This window comes from Blastococcus sp. SYSU D00868, from assembly GCF_054050575.1.
On the sequence record NZ_JBJGZO010000002.1, the window covers coordinates 241,128 to 261,041 of the forward strand.

General features: G+C 78.5%; 21 protein-coding genes. 14 read left to right on the top strand and 7 right to left on the bottom strand.

Annotated elements, in window-relative coordinates:
- Positions 1–6: 6 nt before the first annotated feature.
- Both ACI79F_RS02895 and ACI79F_RS02900 read right to left on the bottom strand, forming a co-directional pair.
- The gene (locus tag ACI79F_RS02895; protein WP_456543389.1) at positions 7–1,197 is read right to left on the bottom strand and encodes a hypothetical protein; all 1,191 of its coding nucleotides are present in this window, start codon (positions 1,195–1,197) and stop codon (positions 7–9) included.
- A gap of 114 nt (positions 1,198–1,311) precedes the next feature.
- The gene (locus ACI79F_RS02900) at positions 1,312–1,953 is read right to left on the bottom strand and encodes a hypothetical protein (RefSeq protein WP_456543388.1); all 642 of its coding nucleotides are present in this window, start codon (positions 1,951–1,953) and stop codon (positions 1,312–1,314) included.
- 137 nt (positions 1,954–2,090) lie between these two features.
- Between ACI79F_RS02900 and ACI79F_RS02905 the strand changes: the two genes are divergently transcribed.
- From ACI79F_RS02905 to ACI79F_RS02945, 9 genes are all read left to right on the top strand, one after another.
- Positions 2,091–2,885, top strand: coding sequence for a class I SAM-dependent methyltransferase (locus tag ACI79F_RS02905; RefSeq protein ID WP_456543387.1), 795 nt, complete (start codon positions 2,091–2,093; stop codon positions 2,883–2,885).
- Positions 2,882–3,778 (top strand): hypothetical protein, encoded by an 897-nt coding sequence (locus tag ACI79F_RS02910; RefSeq protein WP_456543386.1) that lies wholly within the window; start codon positions 2,882–2,884, stop codon positions 3,776–3,778. Before ACI79F_RS02905 ends, ACI79F_RS02910 begins: the two co-directional genes overlap by 4 nt.
- Positions 3,779–3,908: 130 nt before the next feature.
- Entirely contained in the window at positions 3,909–6,242 is a 2,334-nt protein-coding gene (locus tag ACI79F_RS02915) for a CDP-alcohol phosphatidyltransferase family protein (protein WP_456543385.1), read from the top strand.
- A gap of 8 nt (positions 6,243–6,250) precedes the next feature.
- The gene (locus ACI79F_RS02920; protein WP_456543384.1) at positions 6,251–7,243 is read left to right on the top strand and encodes a zinc-dependent alcohol dehydrogenase; all 993 of its coding nucleotides are present in this window, start codon (positions 6,251–6,253) and stop codon (positions 7,241–7,243) included.
- A 3-nt stretch (positions 7,244–7,246) separates the two neighbouring features.
- Positions 7,247–7,645, top strand: a complete 399-nt coding sequence (locus tag ACI79F_RS02925; protein ID WP_456543383.1) for a 6-pyruvoyl trahydropterin synthase family protein — start codon at positions 7,247–7,249, stop codon at positions 7,643–7,645.
- A 19-nt stretch (positions 7,646–7,664) separates the two neighbouring features.
- Positions 7,665–8,741 carry a glycosyltransferase family 4 protein gene (locus ACI79F_RS02930; protein WP_456543382.1) on the top strand — a complete coding sequence of 359 codons (1,077 nt, stop codon included), beginning with the start codon at positions 7,665–7,667 and terminating at the stop codon, positions 8,739–8,741.
- A 52-nt stretch (positions 8,742–8,793) separates the two neighbouring features.
- On the top strand, positions 8,794–9,786 hold the full coding sequence (locus ACI79F_RS02935; protein ID WP_456543381.1) for a lysylphosphatidylglycerol synthase domain-containing protein: 993 nt from the start codon (positions 8,794–8,796) through the stop codon (positions 9,784–9,786).
- Positions 9,779–10,495 carry a RibD family protein gene (locus tag ACI79F_RS02940; protein ID WP_456543380.1) on the top strand — a complete coding sequence of 239 codons (717 nt, stop codon included), beginning with the start codon at positions 9,779–9,781 and terminating at the stop codon, positions 10,493–10,495. Before ACI79F_RS02935 ends, ACI79F_RS02940 begins: the two co-directional genes overlap by 8 nt.
- Positions 10,495–11,127, top strand: a complete 633-nt coding sequence (locus tag ACI79F_RS02945; protein WP_456543615.1) for a GTP cyclohydrolase II — start codon at positions 10,495–10,497, stop codon at positions 11,125–11,127. Before ACI79F_RS02940 ends, ACI79F_RS02945 begins: the two co-directional genes overlap by 1 nt.
- Before the next feature lie 13 nt (positions 11,128–11,140).
- Here the strand turns inward: ACI79F_RS02945 and ACI79F_RS02950 are convergent, their stop codons facing one another.
- Positions 11,141–12,568, bottom strand: coding sequence for an NAD(P)/FAD-dependent oxidoreductase (locus ACI79F_RS02950; protein WP_456543379.1), 1,428 nt, complete (start codon positions 12,566–12,568; stop codon positions 11,141–11,143).
- A 138-nt stretch (positions 12,569–12,706) separates the two neighbouring features.
- Here ACI79F_RS02950 and ACI79F_RS02955 point away from each other — a divergent pair, with 138 nt between their 5' ends.
- Together ACI79F_RS02955 and ACI79F_RS02960 are read left to right on the top strand one after the other, a co-directional pair.
- The gene (locus ACI79F_RS02955; RefSeq protein WP_456543378.1) at positions 12,707–13,924 is read left to right on the top strand and encodes a cation:proton antiporter; all 1,218 of its coding nucleotides are present in this window, start codon (positions 12,707–12,709) and stop codon (positions 13,922–13,924) included.
- Positions 13,921–14,676, top strand: coding sequence for a hypothetical protein (locus tag ACI79F_RS02960; protein WP_456543377.1), 756 nt, complete (start codon positions 13,921–13,923; stop codon positions 14,674–14,676). Before ACI79F_RS02955 ends, ACI79F_RS02960 begins: the two co-directional genes overlap by 4 nt.
- Before the next feature lie 63 nt (positions 14,677–14,739).
- Here the strand turns inward: ACI79F_RS02960 and ACI79F_RS02965 are convergent, their stop codons facing one another.
- Complete coding sequence (locus ACI79F_RS02965; protein WP_456543376.1) at positions 14,740–16,005, bottom strand: MFS transporter; 1,266 nt, start codon at positions 16,003–16,005, stop codon at positions 14,740–14,742.
- A gap of 78 nt (positions 16,006–16,083) precedes the next feature.
- Between ACI79F_RS02965 and ACI79F_RS02970 the strand changes: the two genes are divergently transcribed.
- Both ACI79F_RS02970 and ACI79F_RS02975 read left to right on the top strand, forming a co-directional pair.
- Entirely contained in the window at positions 16,084–17,157 is a 1,074-nt protein-coding gene (locus ACI79F_RS02970; RefSeq protein ID WP_456543375.1) for a LacI family DNA-binding transcriptional regulator, read from the top strand.
- 87 nt (positions 17,158–17,244) lie between these two features.
- The gene (locus tag ACI79F_RS02975; protein ID WP_456543374.1) at positions 17,245–17,520 is read left to right on the top strand and encodes a hypothetical protein; all 276 of its coding nucleotides are present in this window, start codon (positions 17,245–17,247) and stop codon (positions 17,518–17,520) included.
- Here the strand turns inward: ACI79F_RS02975 and ACI79F_RS02980 are convergent.
- The 3 genes from ACI79F_RS02980 to ACI79F_RS02990 form a co-directional block, all read right to left on the bottom strand.
- A complete protein-coding gene (locus ACI79F_RS02980; RefSeq protein ID WP_456543373.1) occupies positions 17,517–17,714 on the bottom strand; it encodes a hypothetical protein in 198 nt (65 codons plus the stop codon). The genes ACI79F_RS02975 and ACI79F_RS02980 overlap by 4 nt on opposite strands.
- Before the next feature lie 130 nt (positions 17,715–17,844).
- On the bottom strand, positions 17,845–18,819 hold the full coding sequence (locus tag ACI79F_RS02985) for a patatin-like phospholipase family protein (RefSeq protein ID WP_456543372.1): 975 nt from the start codon (positions 18,817–18,819) through the stop codon (positions 17,845–17,847).
- 46 nt (positions 18,820–18,865) lie between these two features.
- The gene (locus tag ACI79F_RS02990; protein WP_456543371.1) at positions 18,866–19,312 is read right to left on the bottom strand and encodes a winged helix-turn-helix transcriptional regulator; all 447 of its coding nucleotides are present in this window, start codon (positions 19,310–19,312) and stop codon (positions 18,866–18,868) included.
- Between the two features lie 84 nt (positions 19,313–19,396).
- Between ACI79F_RS02990 and ACI79F_RS02995 the strand changes: the two genes are divergently transcribed.
- Complete coding sequence (locus ACI79F_RS02995; RefSeq protein WP_456543370.1) at positions 19,397–19,909, top strand: N-acetyltransferase family protein; 513 nt, start codon at positions 19,397–19,399, stop codon at positions 19,907–19,909.
- Positions 19,910–19,914: the final 5 nt, after the last annotated feature.

The window sequence follows — 19,914 nt, forward strand, 5'->3', positions numbered from 1 at the left end:
GGGTCGTCAGTCGGACGCGCAGGAGCCCGCCAGCACCGGCCCGGAGGCCGCCACCGCGGGGACGTCGGTGACGGCGACCACCGCGACGGCCGCCAGCGCCGGGAGCGGGATCGTGCCGACGGCGGCGGCCCGGTCGGCCTGCGGCGGCACGGTCACGGTGCCGCCCGGCCAGCTCCCGGTGCCGCCGGTGCACGGGTCGAGCACCTGGTAGGTCCAGGTCACGACCTGCGGCTCGGCGGTGGGCAGGAGCCGGACCAGCAGGCGCACGGTGCACGGGGCGCCGGGCACGCACCGCTCGAGCGGGCGCAGGTCGACGGCCGCGACGGTCCCGGCCGCGGCCGGTGCCGGCGCCGGCACGGAGGGAGCGGGGGGCTCCGGCGCGGCGGCCGGGTCGTCCTCGTCGCGGCCGGCGTCGAGCAGCAGGCCGATGTCGGCGGTGATGTCGTCGCGCAGCAGGACGACCTCGGTGGTGACGACAGCCGCGAGGACCAGCAGCGACAGCACCCACGCCCCCACCCGCCGGCCGGACCGCCGGCGGGGCGCGCCGTCGGCCGGCCGCGCCGGCTCCGCGCGGGCCGCCGCGGGCCGCCCCCCGGGACGAGCCCCGCCGGCCGCGGGGCCCCCGACCGCGGGGCCCCCGACCGCGGGGCCGCCGACCGCGCGGACGAGCGCGGCGAGCTCGGCGCGGACCGCCGCGCGGTCGAGCCCGGTGGCCGCCTCCTGCAGCCGGCCGGAGACGGCGGGCAGCCCGGCGGCCGGCAGGTCGCGAGCGGCCCGGTCGAGCGCGTCCAGGTGCCGCCCGGCGGCCGGGTCGGGCGGCGGGCCGGGCAGCCGGGCGGCCGCCGCGACGTCGGTGAGGACGGCGTCCGCGGGACGGCCGGCCGGCCCGGTCGCCAGACGCACCCGGCCGTCGGCCGCGACGAGCGGGGCGACGACGGTCGGGTCGCCGGCGGCGCCGTCGTCGGCGGTGCCGCCGGCCGCCGCCGCCCGGGTCGCGGCGGCCGCGAGCACCGCGGCGCCGAGCTCGAGGGCCTGTGCGGGGCTCGGCCGGGCCAGGGCCAGCAGCCGGTCCAGCGGCACCCCGCCGGGCGGGGACGGCGCCCGGCCCGGGATCGGCGCCGCGGCGTCGGGGGCCTGCTCGGCGGGCGGGGCGGGGACCGGGTGCTCGCGCACCCGCCGCGTCGTCAGGTCCGTCACCGACCGCCACCCCCGCCCAACCGCTGCTGACTGGGCCCCCGCGTCCGTCGCCGCCGATGCTGGCCCTCACAGCGCGCGATGTCACGGGTTGTCTGCGCAACCGCCCCCGACTCATCAGGAGCGGATGACCTGCTCGAAGCCGGAGCCGTCGTAGCGCCAGCGCACCGTGAGCGGGACGGAGGGCCCGTCGGCGCGGGAGTCCTCCGGCGCGTAGGCCCGCATCCGGGCCACGATCTCGCCGTCCTCGACCGACAGCCCGGCCGGGTCGTACAGCGGCGGCAGCACGCCCTCCCCGCGCAGCGTCCGCGGGCTGGGCAGCCCGCCCAGCCGGTTCCCCCCGGACGCGAAGACCTGCACCTCCTGGACGACGCCGTTGGAGGGCTGCGGCGAGCACTCGAGCAGGACGACGGTGTCGGCGGCGCCGTCGTCGTCGAGGTCCCCGCTGGCCGTGCCGGTGACCCGGACCTCGTAGAACTCGTAGTGCGGGGGGCGGCTGCCGTCGGCGGGCACCCGCGCGTAGCCGTCGACGACGGTCGCCGGCAGGCCGTCGGGGACGATCCCGTCGCAGGTCACGGCGTAGCGGGTGTTGCGCCAGTCGGTCGCCGCGCCCGCCGGCGTCGACCGCGACCCCGCCGGCTCGGAGGCGCTGCACCCCGCCACCACTCCGCCGGCCAGCAGCGCGGCCACGACAGCGGCCGCGAGGCGGTCCGCCCGCTCCCCGATCCCCGGCCCGGCGCCGTTCCCCGACCTGGACATCGGCGACCACCTCGCCCCGTGACGCGCTCCGGCGGTGGATCCCCGTGGGCCGAGGGTGCCACCGGCTCCCCCGGCTGTGAACCACCGCGGTGCCGCATCCGTGTTGACGGTGACGGGCGCGGTGAGGAGGGGGCCGGATGGCGGGTCAGGACCAGCGCGCCCCCTTCGACGCGGGGCTGCGCCGGGCGCGGGAGGCGGCGTACCCGGCCGGCGAGTACGTCGGCCAGGAGAGCTTCCTCCGCGCCGGCGAGATCCGGCGGCTGGCCGCCCGCGCGGGCATCGGGCCGGGCACCTCCGTCCTGGACGTCTGCTGCGGGACGGCGGGCCCGGGCCGGCTGGTCACCGCGGAGCGCGGCTGCCGGTACCTCGGCGTGGACAGCTCGGCGAGCGCGCTGGAGATCGCCGCGGAGCTGGCCGGCGGCCTGCCGTGCCGCTTCGAGCGGGCGGTGGTCCCCCCGCTGCCCGGCGGCCGCTTCGACGTCGTCCTGCTGCTGGAGACGATGCTCGCCTTCCCCGACAAGCGGGAGCTGCTGGCCGAGGTCGCCGGCGTGCTGGCGCCCGGCGGCCGCTTCGCCTGCACCGTCGAGGAGGGCCCGCCGCTCACCGCCGCGGAGCGCGAGGCCATGCCCGACGCCGACACCGTGTGGCCGGTCGGGCTCGGCGAGCTCACCCGGCTGCTGCGCGAGGCCGGGCTGGAGGTGACCTGGCGGGAGGAGTGGACGGCGGCGCACGCGGCCACGGCGACGGCGCTGCTGCGCTGCTACCGCGCCGACGCCGAGGACATCGCCCGCAGCACCGGCGTCCGCGCGCTCACCGACCTGGTCGCCGCCCACGAGCTGTGGAGCGACTGGCTGGGCCGCGGCCGGGTGCGCAAGTACGCGCTGGTCGCGCGGCGCCTGCCGGCGGGACGGCCCGGGGCGGGACGGCGATGACCTACTCCTACACCCGCTACCTGGCCGCGAAGCGGACCGTCGACGACCGGGCGCTGAACCGCGCGGTGCTCGACGACCTGCGCCGGCTCGTGCCGCCGGGCGGCTGCCGGGTCCTCGAGCTCGGCGCGGGCCTGGGCACGATGGTCGCCCGGCTGCACGAGTGGGGGCTGGTGACCGCCGGCGAGTACACCCTGCTGGACGTCGACCGCCGCCTGCTGCGGGACTCCCGCGCCTGGCTGTGCGAGTGGGCGGGCACCCGCCACCTGCCGGCCGAGCCGCGCCCCGACGGCCTGCGCCTGGGCGATCTACGGGTCCGGCTGGTCGAGGCCGAGCTCGGCAGCTACCTGGAGGCCGGGTACGGCGAGCCCGCCGACCTGCTGATCGCGCACGCCTTCCTCGACCTGGTCGACGTGCCCGCCGTCCTGCCCGGGCTGCTGCGGCTGCTGGTGCCCGGCGGCGCGTACTGGTTCACCGTCACCTTCGACGGCGAGAGCGTCTTCCAGCCCGACCACCCCGCCGACGACGCCGTCCTGGGCGCCTACCACCGCAGCATGGACGACCGGGTGCGCTACGGCCGGTCCGCCGGGGAGAGCCGCACGGGCCGCCACCTGTTCGGCCACCTGCGCGCCGCCGGCGTGCCGCCGCTGGCGGCGGGGTCGTCGGACTGGGTCGTCTGGGCCGGGCCGGACGGCAGCTACCCCGACGACGAGGCGTACTTCCTCGAGGCGATCCTGCAGACCGTGCAGGACGCGCTGGACGGCCCCGGCGCGCCGCCGGGCCTGGCCGGCTGGCTCGCCGACCGCCGCCGCCAGCTGGCCACCGGGGAGCTGGTCTACCTGGCCCACCAGCTGGACGTCGCCGGCCGTTCCGGGGCCGGGCCCGCCGCCGGTTGAACCCGGCCGTCGAACCCCGGCCGTCGAACCGCCGCCGGGTGGACCCGGCCGTCGAACCGCGGCCGTTGAACCGCGGCCGCCCCGCGTCCGTGCTCCCGGGCAGAGGCGGCCGATCGTCCCGGGGGGTGCCGTGCGCGCGACTCGGCTCGAGACGGTCCTCGGCTCGCTCGCCACCCCCGCCCTGCTCACCGGCCTGGCGCTCGGCCCGGGCCTGGGCCCCGCCGGCTGGGTCGTGGGGCTGGCCTCCGGGTGGGCGGCGACCGCGTTCCTGGCCGTCGGCCGGGCCCGCGCCGGCCAGCCGGTGCAGCCGGCCGACCGGGTCACCCTGACCCGCGCCGTGCTGACCGCCGGCGTGGCCGGGCTGGTCGCCGGGTCGGCCGGCGGGCCGCTGCCGGTCGCCGCCGTCGTCGTCCTGTCCGCCGTCGCGCTGGCGCTGGACACCGTCGACGGGCAGGTGGCCCGCCGCACCGGGACGGCGACGCCCTTCGGGGCCCGCTTCGACGCCGAGGTGGACGCCTACCTGATCCTCGTGCTGAGCGTCGCGGCGGCGCGCGACCTCGGCGACTGGGTGCTGGCCATCGGCCTGGCCCGGTACCTGCTCCTGGTCGCGGGCTGGGCGGTCCGGTGGCTGGCCGCGCCGCTGCCGTACCGGTACTGGGGCAAGGTCGTGGCCGCCGTCCAGGGGATCGTGCTCACCGTCGCGGTCTCCGGGGTGCTCCCCCGCCCCGCCGCCCTGGTGGCGGTGGCCGTCGCGCTGGTGCTGCTCGCCGAGTCGTTCGGCCGCAGCGTCGGCTGGCTGTACCGGACCGGCGCCGGGCCGCGCGCCCGCCGGGTCGTGCGGACCGCCACGGCGCTGGGCGCCGGGGCGGTCGTGTGGGCCGTGCTCGTCGTCCCGCCCCGGTTCGACCAGCTCACCCCGGCCGCCTTCGCCCGCATCCCGCTGGAGGGGCTGGTCCTGGTCGCGGCGGGGCTGGTGCTCCCGCCGCGGCCGCGGCGGGTGCTGGCCGTCGTCGCCGGGGCCGCGCTGGCGCTGCTCACCGTCGTCAAGCTCCTGGACGCCGGCTACACCACGGCGCTGGACCGCCCGTTCAACCCCGTGTCCGACGTCGCCTCCTTCGGCGTGGCGATCGGCGCGGTGCGCACCACGATGGGCGACGCGGCCACCGACACCGCCCTCGTGCTGGGTGCGCTCGGCGTCGCGGTGCTGGTCGCCGTCGTCCTGGCCTCGACGCTGCGGCTGACCCGCGTCACCGCGGGCCACCGGAGCCGGTCGGCCCGCGGGGTCGCCGCGCTGGGCGTGGCGTGGGCGGTGTGCGCCGCGCTGTCGCTGCAGCTGGTCCCGGCCGGCCCGGTCGCGTCGACGAGCGCCGCGGGGCTGGCCGTGGAGCACGGCCGGGAGGCCCGCGCGGCGCTGGAGGACCAGCAGCGCTTCGAGGAGGCCACCTCCTCGCCGGACTCCCTGGGCGGGCTGTCGGGCTCGCAGCTGCTGGCCGGCCTGCGCGGCAAGGACGTGCTCGTCGTCTTCGTCGAGGCCTACGGGCAGGTGGCGCTGACCGACCCCGACATCGCCCCGGGCGTCACCGGCGTGCTGCGCGGCGGCGCGGCCCGGCTGGAGCGGGCCGGGTTCGAGGCGCGCAGCGCGTGGCTGGACTCCCCCACCTTCGGCGGGATGAGCTGGCTGGCGCACGCGACGCTGCAGTCGGGGTTGTGGATCGACAGCCAGCCGCGCTACGACCAGCTCATGACCAGCGACCGGCTCACCCTCGCCGGCGCGTTCGGCGACGCCGGCTGGCGCACCGTCGCGGTCAACCCGGCCAACGACGAGGCCTGGCCCGAGGGGTCGGTCTTCTACGGCTACGACCGGCTCTACGACCGGCACACCCTCGGCTACGAGGGGCCGGAGTTCGGCTGGGCCCCGGTCCCCGACCAGTTCACCCTGGCGGCCTTCGCGCAGCAGGAGCTCACGCCGGGCCACGAGCCGCTGATGGCCGAGGTCGACCTGATCTCCTCGCACTGGCCGTGGACGCCGCTGCCCCGGATGGTGCCCCCCGACCGGCTCGGCGACGGCTCGGTCTACGACCCGATGCCCGCGCAGGGCCTCACCATGGAGGAGGCCTGGGCCGACCACGACACCGTCCGGGAGCTCTACGGGCAGTCCGTCGAGTACTCGCTGGAGGCGCTGCTCACCTGGCTCGCCGAGCGGGACGAGGACCTCGTCGTGGTCCTGCTCGGGGACCACCAGCCGCACACGGCGGTCACCGGACCCGACGCCTCCCGCCTGGTGCCCGTCTCCGTCCTCGCCGCGGACCCCGCCGTCCTCGACGGCATCGCCGCCTGGGAGTGGCAGGAGGGGCTGCTGCCCGGCCCGTCGGCGCCGGCCTGGCCGATGGACGCCTTCCGCGACCGGTTCCTCGACGCCTTCACCCCGCCGTCCGGGGCGCAGGCGCTGCGGCCGCCCCGGTGACCGGCGGGGTGAGCGGCACGGTCCCCGACCGGGTGCGCGCGTTCTGGCTGCGCGAGCCCGGCGCCGGGGAGATCCGCACGGTGCGGCTGCCCGAGCCCGGCCCGGACGACGTCGTGGTGCGGACGCTGCACTCGGGGATCAGCCGCGGCACCGAGACCCTCGTCTTCCGCGGCGAGGTGCCCGAGGGCCAGCGCGCGGCCATGCGCGCCCCGTTCCAGGACGGCGACCTGCCGGGCCCGGTCGCCTACGGCTACCTCAACGTCGGGGTGGTGGAGCACGGGCCGGCCGGGCTGCTGGGCCGCACGGTCTTCTGCCTGTACCCGCACCAGACGGCGTACGTGGTGCCCGCGGCGGCCGTGGTGCCGGTCCCCGAGGGTGTCCCGCCCCGCCGCGCGGTGCTCGCCGGCACGGTGGAGACGGCGGTCAACGCGCTGTGGGACGCCCCGCCGCTGCTCGGCGACCGGGTCACCGTCGTCGGCGCCGGGATGGTGGGCTGCTGCGTCGCGCGGCTGCTGGCCCGGTTCCCGGGCGCCGACGTCGAGCTGGTCGACGTCGACCCCGGCCGGGCCGCGGTCGCGGCCCGGCTCGGCGTCCGCCTGGTCGCGCCGGAGGACGCCGCGGGCGGCCGGGACCTGGTCGTGCACGCCAGCGCCACCGGGGCGGGGCTGCAGTCGGCGCTGGGCCTGCTGCGCGCCGAGGGCACCGTGCTGGAGCTCAGCTGGTACGGCGACCGGCAGGTGACGGTGGCGCTCGGCGGGGCCTTCCACTCGGGCCGGCTGGCCGTGCGGGCCAGCCAGGTGGGTGCGGTGGCGCCGGCCCGCCGCGGCACGCGCAGCCCGCGGGACCGGCTGGCGCTCGCCCTCGACCTGCTGCGCGACGACGCCTTCGACGCGCTGCTGACCGGGTCCTCGCCGTTCGGCGAGCTGCCCGAGGTGATGGCGCGGCTGGCCGACGGCCGGCTGCCCGCCCTGTGCCACACGGTCGACTACGGCGGGGAGTGATCGGTGTACGGCGTGACGGTCCGCGACTCGATGATGATCGCGCACAGCTTCACCGGGGCGGTGTTCGGCCCGGCGCAGCGGCTGCACGGCGCGACCTACGTCGTCGACGCCACCTTCCGCCGCGCCGAGCTCGACGGCGACGGGCTGGTGGTCGACATCGGCGCCGCCGCCGGCCTGCTGCACGACGTGCTCGGCGCCCTGACCTACCGCAACCTCGACGAGGAGCCCGACCTGGCCGGCACGAACACCACCACCGAGGTCCTCGCCCGCGTGGTCGCCGACCGGCTGGCCGCCCGGGTCGCCGACGGCGCGCTCGGCCCCGGCGGCACCGGTCTGCAGTCCCTGACCGTCACCCTGCACGAGTCGCACGTGGCCTGGGCCAGCTACGAGCGGCCGCTGTGACCCGCCGCCCCTGACCGTCGTGGACCCGCCGGCCGGCCCCGCCGTCGCGTTCGTCGTCCCCGCCGGGATCGACGACCCGGCCCGGGTCAGCGGCGGCAACCGCTACGACCGGGCGGTCCGCGACGACCTGCGCGCCGCCGGGTGGCCGGTCGCCGAGATCCCGGTCGAGGGCGGCCGGCCGCGACCGGACGGGGCGGCCCGGACGGCGCTGGCGCGGGCGCTGGACGCGCTGCCCGACGGCGCACTGGTCCTCGTCGACGGGCTGGTCGCCTCGGGCGCCGCCGCGGTGCTCGTGCCGCGGGCGGCGCGGCTGCGGCTGGTCGTCCTGGTGCACATGCTCTTCGGCGAGGAGGCCGCCGGCGCCGAGCGGGTCCCGGCGGCCGAGGAGGCGGCGGTGCTCGCCGCCGCGCGGGCCGTGGTCACCACGAGCGGGTGGACCCGCGCCCGGCTGCTGGAGCTGCACGGGCCGGCCGCCGGCCGGGTGCACGTCGCCCGCCCCGGCACCGAGCCGGCGCCCGCCGCCCCCGGGACGCCGGCGGGCGGGCGGCTGCTGTGCGTCGGCACGCTCTCCCCGCTCAAGGGCCAGGACCTGCTGCTCGCCGCCCTCGCGGGCCTGGCCGGCCCGCCGTGGCGCTGCACGCTGGTCGGCCGTGCCGACCGGGACCCCGCCTTCGCCGCCGCGCTGGAGCGCCGGGTCGCGGCCGCCGGCCTGGCCGGCCGCGTCCGGCTGACCGGCCCGGCTCCCCCGGCGGCGCTGGCCCGCGCGTACGCCGCCGCTGACCTGCTCGTCGTCCCCTCGCGGGCGGAGGCCTACGGCATGGTCGCCGCCGAGGCGCTGGCCGCCGGCGTGCCGGTGCTGGCCGCGGCGGTCGGCGGCCTGCCGGAGGCGGTGGGGCGCACCGCCGCCGGGGTCCCGGGTCTGCTCGTCCCGCCGGGCGACCCGGCCGCCCTGGCCGGCGCGCTCGCCCGCTGGCTGGGCGACGCGGACCTGCGTGCCCGGCTGCGCGCCGCCGCGATGGAGCGGCGGGCGGCGCTGCCGGGCTGGCGGGAGACGGGCGCGGCCGTCCGGCGCGCCCTGGCCGAGGCGGCGCGGTGAACCGGGACGGCCGGGGATCCGTGCTCCCTGGTGAGACGGACGGAGGCCGGGCGTGAGACGACGCGCGTGGGCAGCGGCACGCCTCCTCGGGGGTGTCCTCGTCCTCGCCGTCGTGGTGTGGCGGGTCGGCCCGGACGCCTTCCTCGACGGCGTCCGCGGGCTCGGCCCCGGCACGCTGCTGGCCGCGCTGGCCATCGGCGCCGCGGTCACCGTCTGCTCGGCCTGGCGCTGGCGGGTGGTCGCCGCCGGGCTCGGCGTCGTCCTGCCGCTGCCCGGCGCGACCGCCGCCTACTACCGCTCGCAGTTCCTCAACAGCACGCTGCCCGGCGGGGTGGTCGGCGACGTCCACCGCGGCCTGCGCTCCGGCCTGGACGCCGGCGACCTCGGCCGCGGCCTGCGCGCGGTCGTCTGGGAGCGGGCGGCCGGCCAGCTGGTGCAGGTGGCCGTCGCGGTCGCGGTGCTGCTCCTGCTCCCCTCGCCGGTGCGCGGCGCGGTGCCCGGGGTGGTCGCCGCCGCCGCCGGCGCCGCGGCCCTGCTCGCGCTGACCGGCCGGGGCGTGACGCGGCACGGGCCGGCCCGGCTGGTGCGTGCCCTGCGCGCCGCGGTCGCCGAGGGCCGGGAGGTGCTGCTGCGCCCGGCCGCCGTGGGGCCGGTGCTGCTCGCGTCGCTGCTCGTGGTCGCCGGGCACCTGGCCATGTTCTGGCTGGCCGCCCGGGCCGCCGGCGTGGACGCCGCCCCGCAGCGGCTGCTGCCGCTGGCACTGGTCGTCCTGCTCGCCGCGGCGATCCCGTTCAACGTGGCCGGCTGGGGTCCCCGGGAGGGCGCGGCGGCGTGGGTGTTCGCCGGGACGGCGGGGGGCGCCGCCGCCGGTGCGGCCGTCGCCGCCGCGTTCGGGGTGCTGACCCTGGTGGCGGTCCTGCCCGGCGTCGTCGTCCTGCTCGCCGGCCGCCGGCCCGCCCCACCGGTCCCCCCGCCGGCGCCGGTACCGGCGCCGGCACCCCTGGTGCACAGCGGAACCGGAGAGGACGGTGCGGCGCATGGCTGATCGGCCCTACACCCTGCTCAGCTGCGGCATGTCGATCGACGGCTACCTGGACAGTGCGGACGCCGCCCGGCTGCACCTGTCCAACGCCGCCGACTTCGACCGGGTGGACGCCGAGCGCGCCCGCTGCGACGCGATCCTCGTCGGCGCCGGCACCGTCCGGGCCGACGACCCGCGGCTGCTGGTCCGCTCGGCCGACCGCCGGGCGGAGCGGGTCGCCCGCGGACTGCCCCCCTCGCCGGCCAAGGTCACGCTCACCCGGCGCGGGGACCTGCCGCCGACCGCCGCCTTCTTCACCCTCGGCGACTGCGACAAGCTCGTCTACTGCCCCGGCGCCGTCGCCGACGCCGTCCGGGCGCGGCTGGGCGGGGTCGCCACCGTCGTCGACACCGGCCCGGCGCCGGACGTCGACGTGGCCGCGGTGCTGGAGCACCTGTCGGCCCGCGGGGTCGACCGGGTGATGGTCGAGGGCGGCGGGACGGTGCTCACCCAGTTCCTCACCGCCGACCTGGTCGACGAGCTGCACCTGGTCGTGGCGCCGCTGTTCGTGGGCGACTCGCGGGCACCCCGGCTGGTCGGCGACGGCTGCTTCCCCTGGAACGCCGGCCACCGCGCGCGGCTGGCGGGGGTGCGGGAGATCGGCGACGTCGTCCTGCTGCGCTACGCCCTGTCCGAGCGGTTCTGCGCCGAGCACGCCGCCGGTGGGGCGTGATGGTGCCCGCCCTGCCCGAGGCGGCGGTCCGCACCCAGGTCCGCGTGCCGCTGCGCTTCCCCGACGGCTACGCCACCACCGCGCTGGTCACCAGCTTCACGGGCCTCGTCGACGGGCGGGAGCACCTGGCGCTCGCCTGCGGCCAGCCCGGGGCGGTCCCGCTGGTCCGCCCGCACAGCGAGTGCCTCACCGGGGACGTCTTCGGCAGCCAGCGCTGCGACTGCGGCCCGCAGCTGCGCGAGGCGGTCGAGCGGATCACCGAGGCCGGCGGGTACGTGCTCTACCTGCGCCAGGAGGGCCGCGGCATCGGGCTGTACGACAAGCTCGACGCCTACGCGCTGCAGGACACCGGCCTGGACACCTACGAGGCCAACCTCGCCCTCGGCCACGCCCCCGACGAGCGCGACTACACGGTGGCCGCGCAGATGCTGCGCGCGCTCGGCGTGCCCACGCTCGCGCTGCTCAGCAACAACCCGGACAAGGCGGCCCAGCTCGAGCGGCTGGGCGTGACCGTGGCCGCGCGCGTCCCCACCGGGGTCCACCTGTCGGAGGCCAACGCCGGCTACCTGTCCACCAAGGCGCGCAACGGGCACGCCGCGCTGGGCTCGATCCACCTCTCCGGGGTCGTCTGAGGCGGGCGGGCGTTCAGGCCGTGGAGCCGTAGATCGCGGTGGCCTGCGCGGTCGCCAGCCGGGCGTCCTCCTCGCGGACCACGGACAGCTGCGTCTCCTCCGGCGGGAGCAGCGTCTGGAACGCCCAGTCCGCGGCCACGCGGAACCGGTTGGACGTCGCCGGCAGCACCAGCAGGTGGTAGCCGCGGGTGACCACCTTGGCCACCGGCCCGGTCAGCCGCACGCCCAGCGGCCGGGCGACGGCGTCGGTCCCGCCGAGGTCGGCGACCAGCCCGAGGTCACGGTGCCGGTAGTCCCGCGGCCGGCCGTACCCGAGCGCGGCGGCGACGTTGCGGCCGACGACGGTGCCCTGGCGCTGCGCGTGCTGGGCGGTCGGCGCCGTGTCCGGCAGGACACCGTCGGCGCCCGGGGCGACCGCCAGGTCGGGCACGGCGGCGGCGTCCCCGGCCGCCCACAGCCCCGGGACGCCGGGCACCGACAGGTCGGGCGCGACCTCCAGCCGGCCCCGGCGGGTGGGCAGCCCCAGGCTCCCGACCAGCGGGCTGGCCACGACGCCGGCGCCCCACAGCAGGGTGCGGGTGCGGATCGTCGTCCCGTCGGTCAGCACGACGCGGACGTCGTCGGCCGAGGCGACGCTGGTCTCCAGCCGCACCTCCACGCCGCGCTCGCGCAGCACGCCGAGCGCGTGCGCACCCAGCTGCGGGCCCAGCTCCGGCAGCACCGCCGGCGCGACGTCCACCAGCACCCAGCGCACGTCGCGGGCGCGGGTGCGGTCCCACCGGCGCTCGATGCGGGTCAGCCACCGCTGGGCCTGGGCGACGAACTCGGTCCCGGTGTAGCCGGCGCCCACGGCGACCACGGTCAGCATCTCCGCCCGCGCCGCCCGGCCGGCCGGGGTGTCGGGCTGGGCGTCGGCCAGGTCCAGCTGCTCGAGCAGGTGGTCGCGCAGGTAGACGGCCTCGACCAGCGTCTTGAGGCCGCGGGCGTGCTGCGGCACCCCGGGGATCTCGAACTGGCGGGTGATCGACCCCGGGGTCAGCACCAGGTGGTCCCAGGGCAGCTGGTGGGCCACCTCGCCGCGCTGCACGGTGACCGTCCGGGCCGCCAGGTCGACGTCGCGCACCCGCCCCAGCAGCAGCCGCACCCGGCGCAGCTTGCGGCGCAGCGACACCGCGATGTGCCGCGCCTCGACCACCCCGGTGGCCACCTCGGGCAGCAGCGGGCTGTAGAGCAGGTAGTCGTCGGGGTTGACCAGCACCAGGTCGGCGGCGCCGGGCGGGAGGGCGCGCTGCAGGTACCGCAGCGCGGAGAACCCCGCGAAGCCCCCGCCGACCACCACCACCCGGGCCGGGCGGCCGCCGGGCGGCTCGACCGGTGCGCGACGGAACGGTGGGAGGGGACGGCGGCGGGGCGGGACGACGGCGGTCTCGGAGCCGGTCATGGCGGGATGCTGCCACCCACCGCCCGCGCCGGGCACCCCTCCGGACGGTCGACGCGCGAGGCCCCGGCCCGGTTGGATGGGCCGCCTCCCCGACCAGCGGCCCCGACGGCCCGGGCCGCGGCACCGAGAGGAGGTGCGTTGGACGACGTCGTCTCGATCGACACCCTCGCCGCCGCGGCCGCCGTCGCGCTGGTCGCCGCGGTGCTGAGCGGGCTCCTCCCCCGGCTCCCGGTCCCGCAGGTCGTCCTCCTGCTGGCCGGCGGCGTCCTCATCGGCCCCGACGTCCTCGGCGTGGGGGCCACCGCGGACATCCGGGTGCTGGCCGACGTCGGCCTCGGGTTCGTCTTCCTGCTGGCCGGCTACGAGTTCGACCTGCGCCTGTTCCGCGAGGACGCCGGGCGGCGGGCGCTGCTGTCGTGGGCGGTCTCCCTGTGCCTGGCCGTCGGCGTCGCCGGGGTGCTGCGGGCGGCGGGGACGGTGGAGTCGGTGCTGCCCATCGCGCTGGGCCTGACCACCACCGCGCTGGGGACGCTGCTGCCCGTCCTGCGGGAGGCGGGGCTGCTCGGCGGCCGGCTGGGCCGGTACCTGCTCGCCGCCGGCGGGGTCGGGGAGCTGCTGCCGGTGCTGGTCATCGCCGTGTTCCTGGGCAGCCAGGGCCGGTTCGCCGCGCTGGTCTCGCTCGCCGCGGTGGGCGTGCTCGCGGTCGTCCTGGCGCTGCTGCGGCACGCGGTCCGGGAGGACGGCCGGCTCGCCGACGTCGTCCGGGCGGGCCAGAACGAGACCGCGCAGATCACGCTGCGGGCCACGATCCTGCTGCTGCTCACCCTGCTGGCGGTCACCGAGCGGTTCCACCTCGACGCGGTCCTCGGCGCCTTCCTCGCCGGCATCGTGCTGCGGCACTGGGTCGGGGCGGCGGCACCGCTGCTGGAGTCCAAGCTCGACGCCGTCGGCTACGGGTTCTTCGTGCCGCTGTTCTTCGTCTACTCGGGCATGGGCCTGGACCTGGACGCGATCGCCGCGGCGCCGCTGCTGCTGGTGCTGTTCCTCGTCCTCATGGTCGCGGTGCGCGGCGGCCCGGTGCTGCTGGTGTACCGCCGGGTGCTCGCCTGGCGGCAGCGCTGCCAGACGGCGCTGGTGAGCGCCACCGCGCTACCGGTCCTGGTCGCGCTGACCGAGGTCGCGGTGCGCAGCGGGACCATGAGCACCGAGGACGCGGCCGCCCTGGTCGGCGCCGGTGTCGTCACCGTGCTGGTGCTGCCGGCCCTCGCCGTGGCGCTGGACCGCCGTCCGCCGGCGCCCGCGCCCGCACCGTCGGCGGGCAGCCCGGCGGGGCCCGGCCCGGCATCCGGGTCGTGACGTCCGCCGTGGACTGGGGGCCGGAGCTGGTCCCGGTGCTCAGCGGCCGCCGAGAGCTCGTCGCCTGGATGGTCGCGGCCTTCCTGACGACCTTCCTCGTCACCCGGTTCGTCACGCACGCCATCCGCAGCGGCCGCGGCCCGTTCCGGGACGCGAGCGTCGGCGGGGTGCACCTGCACCACGAGGTCTACGGGATCTTCCTGCTGCTGGGCGCCGGGACGGCCGAGTTCGCCTACCGCCCGGACGGGCCGTGGGGTGGCGTGCTCGCGGTGCTCTTCGGCGTCGGGGCGGCGCTCACGCTCGACGAGTTCGCGCTGTGGCTGCACCTGGCGGACGTGTACTGGTCGCGGGAGGGCCGCAGCTCGGTGGACGCCGTGCTGATCGCGGGCGTGGTCGGTGTGCTGCTGCTGATCGGCTTCGACCCGTTCGACGCCGATCGGGCGCGGGGCGAGGCCGTCGTCGCCCTCACCATCCTGGGAAACCTGTGCCTCGCCCTCGTCGCGATCCTCAAGGGCCGGGTGGTGCTCGGCGTCGTCGGGGTCTTCGTGCCGCTCCTCGCCGCCGTCGCGTGCGTGCGCCTGGCGCGGCCGTCCTCGCCCTGGGCGCGCCGCCGGTACCGGCCGGGCGGCCGCCGCGCGGCTCGCTCGCTGCAGCGGTTCCCGCCCGGCCGGCGCACGAGGTGGGACGCACTCGTCGACCTCTTCGCCGCGGTGCCCCGCGACGCGCCGGCCCCGGGGACCGGCCCGGCCTGAGCGCTCCCGGCCGGTCCGCGCGGACGGCCGCGGCGCTCACCGGCCCGGGAACGCTGCTGCCCGTCACCGCGGCCACGGGGGTGGACCCGCGCTGCGAGCCGGCGGCGGCGGGGCTGCGCGGCGAACGGCTCGTCGACCGGGTCGTCGACCGGCTCGACCAGCAGGTCCCGGCCCGAGCAGCCGCAGGCCGCCCAGCAGCAGCACGAGGCAGACGCCGAGCAGCACGGGCTCGAGCACGAACGCCGTCCCGAGCCCGTGCTCGTCGGCCAGCCGGCCGAGCAGGAGGGGCGCGGCGGCGGTGACCAGCCCGCCGAGCAGCTGGGTGCGGGCGTTGGCCCGGTCCTCCTGCCCGCCGGCGGCGCCCATCGTCAGCGCCAGGGCCAGCGGGTACAGGTTGGCGATCCCCACCCCGCAGACGAACAGCCCGGCGACGGCGAGGACGGAACTGCCGGTCAGCCAGAACAGCGCGAAGCCGCCGGCGGTGACCGCCAGCGAGGCGTGCAGCAGCGGGACGGTCCGCCCCGGCCGGCGGGTGAGCGCGGCGCCGGCGAGCCGCCCGGCCAGGATGCCCAGGTAGTTGCCGCTGAGCGCCGTCGCCGCGGCCGCCGTGGACAGCCCGGTTCCCACCAGCACCTCGGTGCCGAAGTAGACCAGGCAGAACTCCACGGCCGTGCTCAGCCCGGTGAGCGCGGCGAACACCCAGCAGACCAGCGGGAGCCGGCCGGCCGACGCACTCGCCCGTGGGCGGGCCGGCGCGGGCAGCGGCTCCCGCCGGTACCTCAGGAAGAGGAGGGCCAGGCCGAGCGCCGGCACCGCGAACGCCGCCCGCCAGCCGGCCGGGCCGGTGGCGAGCGCGCCGAGCACCAGCGGCGCCAGCACCGCGCACGCCGCGGCGCCGACGTTGGCCTCGGTCAGCGCCCGCTCCCGCCGGGGGCCGTGCCGGTCGGACAGGACCGCCTGTGTCACCGCCAGCAGCGTCGTGCCGGCCAGCCCGAGCAGCCCGGCGCCCAGCAGGGTGGCCGGCACCCCGGTGCCGAGGGTGAACAGGGCCGCGCCGGCGACGGTGCCCAGCGCCGAGCCCCACAGCAACCGCGCCCGCGTCAGGCGGCGGGCCGCGGCCGCGAAGCCCGCGCCGGCCAGCGCCGCGCCGCCGGCCCACAGCACCGAGTACGCGCCGAGCACCGTGTACGAGAAGCCCAGCTCCGCGCGCAGCAGGGCCAGCGCCGGCCCGAAGCCGTAGAGCCAGAACGTGAAGCACACCAGCGCCGCGTAGGAGAGCACCGTCGGCGCGTCCCGCTCGAAGGGGGCCGCGCCGGGCGGGGAGGGCACCGGCTCCTCGTCGTGGACGGCTCCCCCCGACGGGTCGGTCCGGCGTCCTGTGTATCGATACACACCTAAACTGTACGGGTGGGCTCCCCGACCGACCAGCCGAGCGGCCGCCCCGCCGCGCGCCCGACGATGCGCGAGGTCGCGCGCGCCGCCGGGGTGTCGACGATGACGGTGTCCTACGCCTACTCGCGGCCCGACCGGGTGTCGGCGGAGACCGCCGCGCGGGTCCGGGCCGCCGCCCGCGAGCTGGGCTATCCCGGGCCGCACCCGGCCGCCCGGTCGCTGCGCCGCGGGCGCACCGGCACGCTCGGGGTGGTCCTCGGCGAGCGCCTGAGCTACGCGTTCGACGACCCGCAGGCCGCCCGGTTCCTCGCCGGCCTGGCCGACGTCTGCGCCGCCGAGGGCGTCGGGCTGACCCTGGTGCCGATCACCGGCGCCGCCTCCGACGCCGAGCGGGTGGCCCGGGCCGCGGTGGACGGCTTCGTCGTCTGGACCACCAGCGACGACGACCCCGTGCTCGACGCGGTGGCCGACACCGGCCTGCCCGCCGCGGTCTCCGCCGGGCCGGGCCGGCGCGGCCTGCCGGTCGTCGGGATCGACGACCGGGCCGCGGCGGCCGCCATCGGGCGGCCGGCCTTCGCCGGCGCGCGGCGGCCGGTCGTGCTGGGCTTCCCGCTCGACCGGGACCGGCGCCGCCTGCTGCTGGCCGGCGACGCCGTCGGCCCGGTGCGCTTCCCCGTGACCCGCCGGCGCTGGGAGGGGCTGCGCGCGGCCTGGACGGACGGCGGCGGCCCGGCCGGCGCCCTGCGGCTGGCCGTCTGCCCGGTCAACGACGCGGCGCAGGGCGAGGCCCTCACCGCCGAGCTGCTCGCCTCCGACGACCCGCCGGACGCCGTCGCCGCGATGAGCGACGAGCTCGCCCTCGGCGCGCTGCGGGCGGTGGCCGCCGCCGGCCTCGCCGTGCCCGGCGACGTCGCCGTCACCGGGTGGGACGACAGCGACGCGGCCGCCCCCGCGGGGCTGACCACCCTGGCCCAGTCGCTGCGCGAGCAGGGCGCCCGCTGCGCGCGGATCGCGCTGGGGCTGCCCGGCGGCACCGCGGAGCCGGCCCCGTGGCGGGTCGTCGTGCGGTCGTCCACCCGCCGCGCCTGACCCGGGCCGGGCGAGCCGTCAGGATCCGTGCGGAACGCGGCAGGGACGGCACTGTCGCCGACCGCCGGGACGGCCGATCGTGGCCGCATGGACGTCGTGGTGCCGCTCGCCGCACTCCTCGCCGCGGCGCTGCTGCCGCGAGCCCTGGTCACCGCGTGGGCGGGGCGCGCCCGGCGCGGCGCCGCGTCGGCCTGGCGGACCCAGGTCGACCTCTGGGAGGCGTACCTCCGCCGGGACCCGTGGGACCCGCCCGGCGCCGGCGGGTCGCTGCGCTGGGTGGGGACCGCGCTCGAGGGCTCGGTCCTCCCGGGCGCGGACGACGCCCGGGGCGGCGGCGCGGACGGCGACCGGCGGCCCGCCTAGGGTCGCTGCTGGCGCCGGGCGACGAGCACGAGGCCGCCCAGGACGAGGGCGATCGGCAGCCAGGACGGGAGCCCGACCGGCAGGATCAGCTGCACCACGAACAGGAGCAGCTGGAAGCCCACGAACACCCCGACGGCCACCAGCACCCAGAAGAGCACCGGCCGCTCGTACTGCAACTGACGCAGGTACTCCACGGTGCCTCCTCGCTGAGCACGGTCCGGCCGCGCGGACCGGCGGCGGACCGGTGGCGGTCCAGGCCTGCCACGGTAACCCGCCCGGGCGGCCGGGGCGCCGGACACGACCCGCGCGGGTGAGACGGCCCGCTCAGCTCCCGCCGGCCGCGCGCAGGATCGCGGCCCGCACGCGGGGCTCGGCCGCCCGGCGGCCGGTGGCGAGGAACGACTCGGAGATGACCTCGGTCAGCCGGGCGCGCGCCATCATGTCGTCGCCCATGACCCGCTGCTCCTCGGCGCCCGGCGCGAAGACGACGGTCTCGATGCCCTCGGCCTCTAGCGCCCGGACCTCGCGGGCCAGCAGCCGCGTCGCGTGCCGGCGGGCGGCCGCGTAGAGGTCGGGGCGCCACCCGGCCGAGCCGCTCATCGGCGAGACGACGACGACCAGGTCCAGGCCCGAGCCGCGGAGCACCGCCGCGTTGGTCGGCGAGTGCACACCGCCGTCGACGTAGCCCATCCCGTCGATCTCCACCGGGGCGAAGTAGCCGGGCACCGCGCAGGAGGCCGCGACGGCCAGGTGCAGCGGCGCCGGCGGCGACCCGGGGCGGCCGAACACCACGCGGCCGCCGTCGCGGCGGCGCACCGCACAGATCCACAGCGCGGGATCGGGCCACTCCGGCGTCTCCACCTCGCGCAGCGCGGCCAGCTGCTCGACGATGTCGTGCCGCCCCGGGGCGATCAGCGCCATGCCGGCGGCCAGCGGCCGGAACCGCCACGGGCGCGCGAACGCCCGCCGCACCATGTGCGGGCCGGGCAGCCGCAGCGGGCGGCGCAGCACGCTGAGCGGCCGGAAGGGCGCCAGCTCCGGGACGGGCGTCTCGGCGAGCGAACGCATCACGTCGGCCTCGTCGGACAGCGGGGCCTTGACCGTCCAGGCGGCGAGGTCCTCGGCCGAGACGCCGAGCCGCAGCAGCGTGCCGGTGATCGACCCGGCGGAGGTGCCGACGACGACCTCGGCGTCCCGCGCGTCGAAGCCGAGGTCGTGCTCGAGGGCCGCCAGCACCCCCGCGTGGTAGGCCTGCCCGACGACCCCGCCGCCGCCGAGCACCAGGCCGACGCGTGTCATGTGTCGAGCGTGTCACGCACGCCCGGTGCGGGCAGCTCCGAGGGGGTCAGCCCCGCCCCACCGGGCGCACCTCGCGGGCGCTGTCCAGGACGTGCCCCTCCTCGCACGTCAGCGCCAGGTGCACCGGGGCCCCGCAGTCGCGGTGCCGCAGCTCCATCGGCGCGTCGCCGTCCTCGGCGAGGTAGCGGTCGCCCCACTCCATGAGCGCCACGAGCGTCGGGTACAGGTCCACGCCCTTGCGGGTCAGCCGGTACTCGTGGCGCTGGCGCTCGCCCTCGTCCTGGTAGGGCACCCGGCGCAGGATGCCCTCGTCGACCAGCCGGGCCAGCCGGTCGGTCAGCACCGCCCGGGGCGCGCCCAGGATCCGCTGCAGGTCGGCGAAGCGGCGGACGCCGAGGAACGCCTCGCGGAGCACCAGCAGGCTCCACTTCTCCCCCACCACGGCCAGCGTCCCCGCGACCGAGCAGCGCGACCGGTCCAGCAGCTCACTCACGCCCCCAGCATAAGACTGCTGAGTTCACTTGACGAACCCATCGTCGGAGGAGCAGAGTTCATTCCACGAACTCAGGAGGTCCCGATGGACGTGCCCGTGGAGACCCGGCCCGTGCGGCCCGACGACCTGCCGCGCTTCCTCCGGCTCTGGCCGCGGCTGTCGGCCGAGACCCGCTACCGGCGCTTCCACTCGCCGGTGCACCGGCTGCCGATGCCCGCCGTCCGCCGCCTCGTGGACGTCGACCACGACCTGCGGGACGCCGTGGTCGCGGTCGTCGGCGGCGAGGTGGTGGGGGTCGCCCGCTACGACCGCTCCCCCGCCGACCCCGGCTCGGCCGAGTTCGCCGTCGTGGTCGAGGACGGCTGGCAGGGCGTGGGTCTCGGCCGCCAGCTGCTCCGCGAGGTCACCGCCCTGGCCGCCGGCCGGGGTGTGCGCCGCTTCACCGCGACCGTGCAGGTGGACAACGAGCGGGTGATCGGCCTGGTCCGCCGCCTGCTGCCGGCCGCCACCCTCTCCCCCGCCGAGGTCGCCACCTACGAGGTGACCAGCCCCATCGGCAGCCCCGTCCCCAGCGCGCCGGCCGTCCTGGCCGGCTGATCCGG

Excerpts from the sequence above, each read along its gene's own strand:
- ACI79F_RS02900 (WP_456543388.1), bottom strand. The coding sequence starts at position 1,953 with ATGTCCAGGTCGGGGAACGGCGCCGGGCCGGGGATCGGGGAGCGGGCG.
- ACI79F_RS02905 (WP_456543387.1), top strand. The coding sequence starts at position 2,091 with ATGGCGGGTCAGGACCAGCGCGCCCCCTTCGACGCGGGGCTGCGCCGG.
- ACI79F_RS02910 (WP_456543386.1), top strand. The coding sequence starts at position 2,882 with ATGACCTACTCCTACACCCGCTACCTGGCCGCGAAGCGGACCGTCGAC.
- ACI79F_RS02940 (WP_456543380.1), top strand. The coding sequence starts at position 9,779 with ATGGCTGATCGGCCCTACACCCTGCTCAGCTGCGGCATGTCGATCGAC.
- ACI79F_RS02945 (WP_456543615.1), top strand. The coding sequence starts at position 10,495 with ATGGTGCCCGCCCTGCCCGAGGCGGCGGTCCGCACCCAGGTCCGCGTG.
- ACI79F_RS02950 (WP_456543379.1), bottom strand. The coding sequence starts at position 12,568 with ATGACCGGCTCCGAGACCGCCGTCGTCCCGCCCCGCCGCCGTCCCCTC.
- ACI79F_RS02975 (WP_456543374.1), top strand. The coding sequence starts at position 17,245 with ATGGACGTCGTGGTGCCGCTCGCCGCACTCCTCGCCGCGGCGCTGCTG.
- ACI79F_RS02985 (WP_456543372.1), bottom strand. The coding sequence starts at position 18,819 with ATGACACGCGTCGGCCTGGTGCTCGGCGGCGGCGGGGTCGTCGGGCAG.
- ACI79F_RS02995 (WP_456543370.1), top strand. The coding sequence starts at position 19,397 with ATGGACGTGCCCGTGGAGACCCGGCCCGTGCGGCCCGACGACCTGCCG.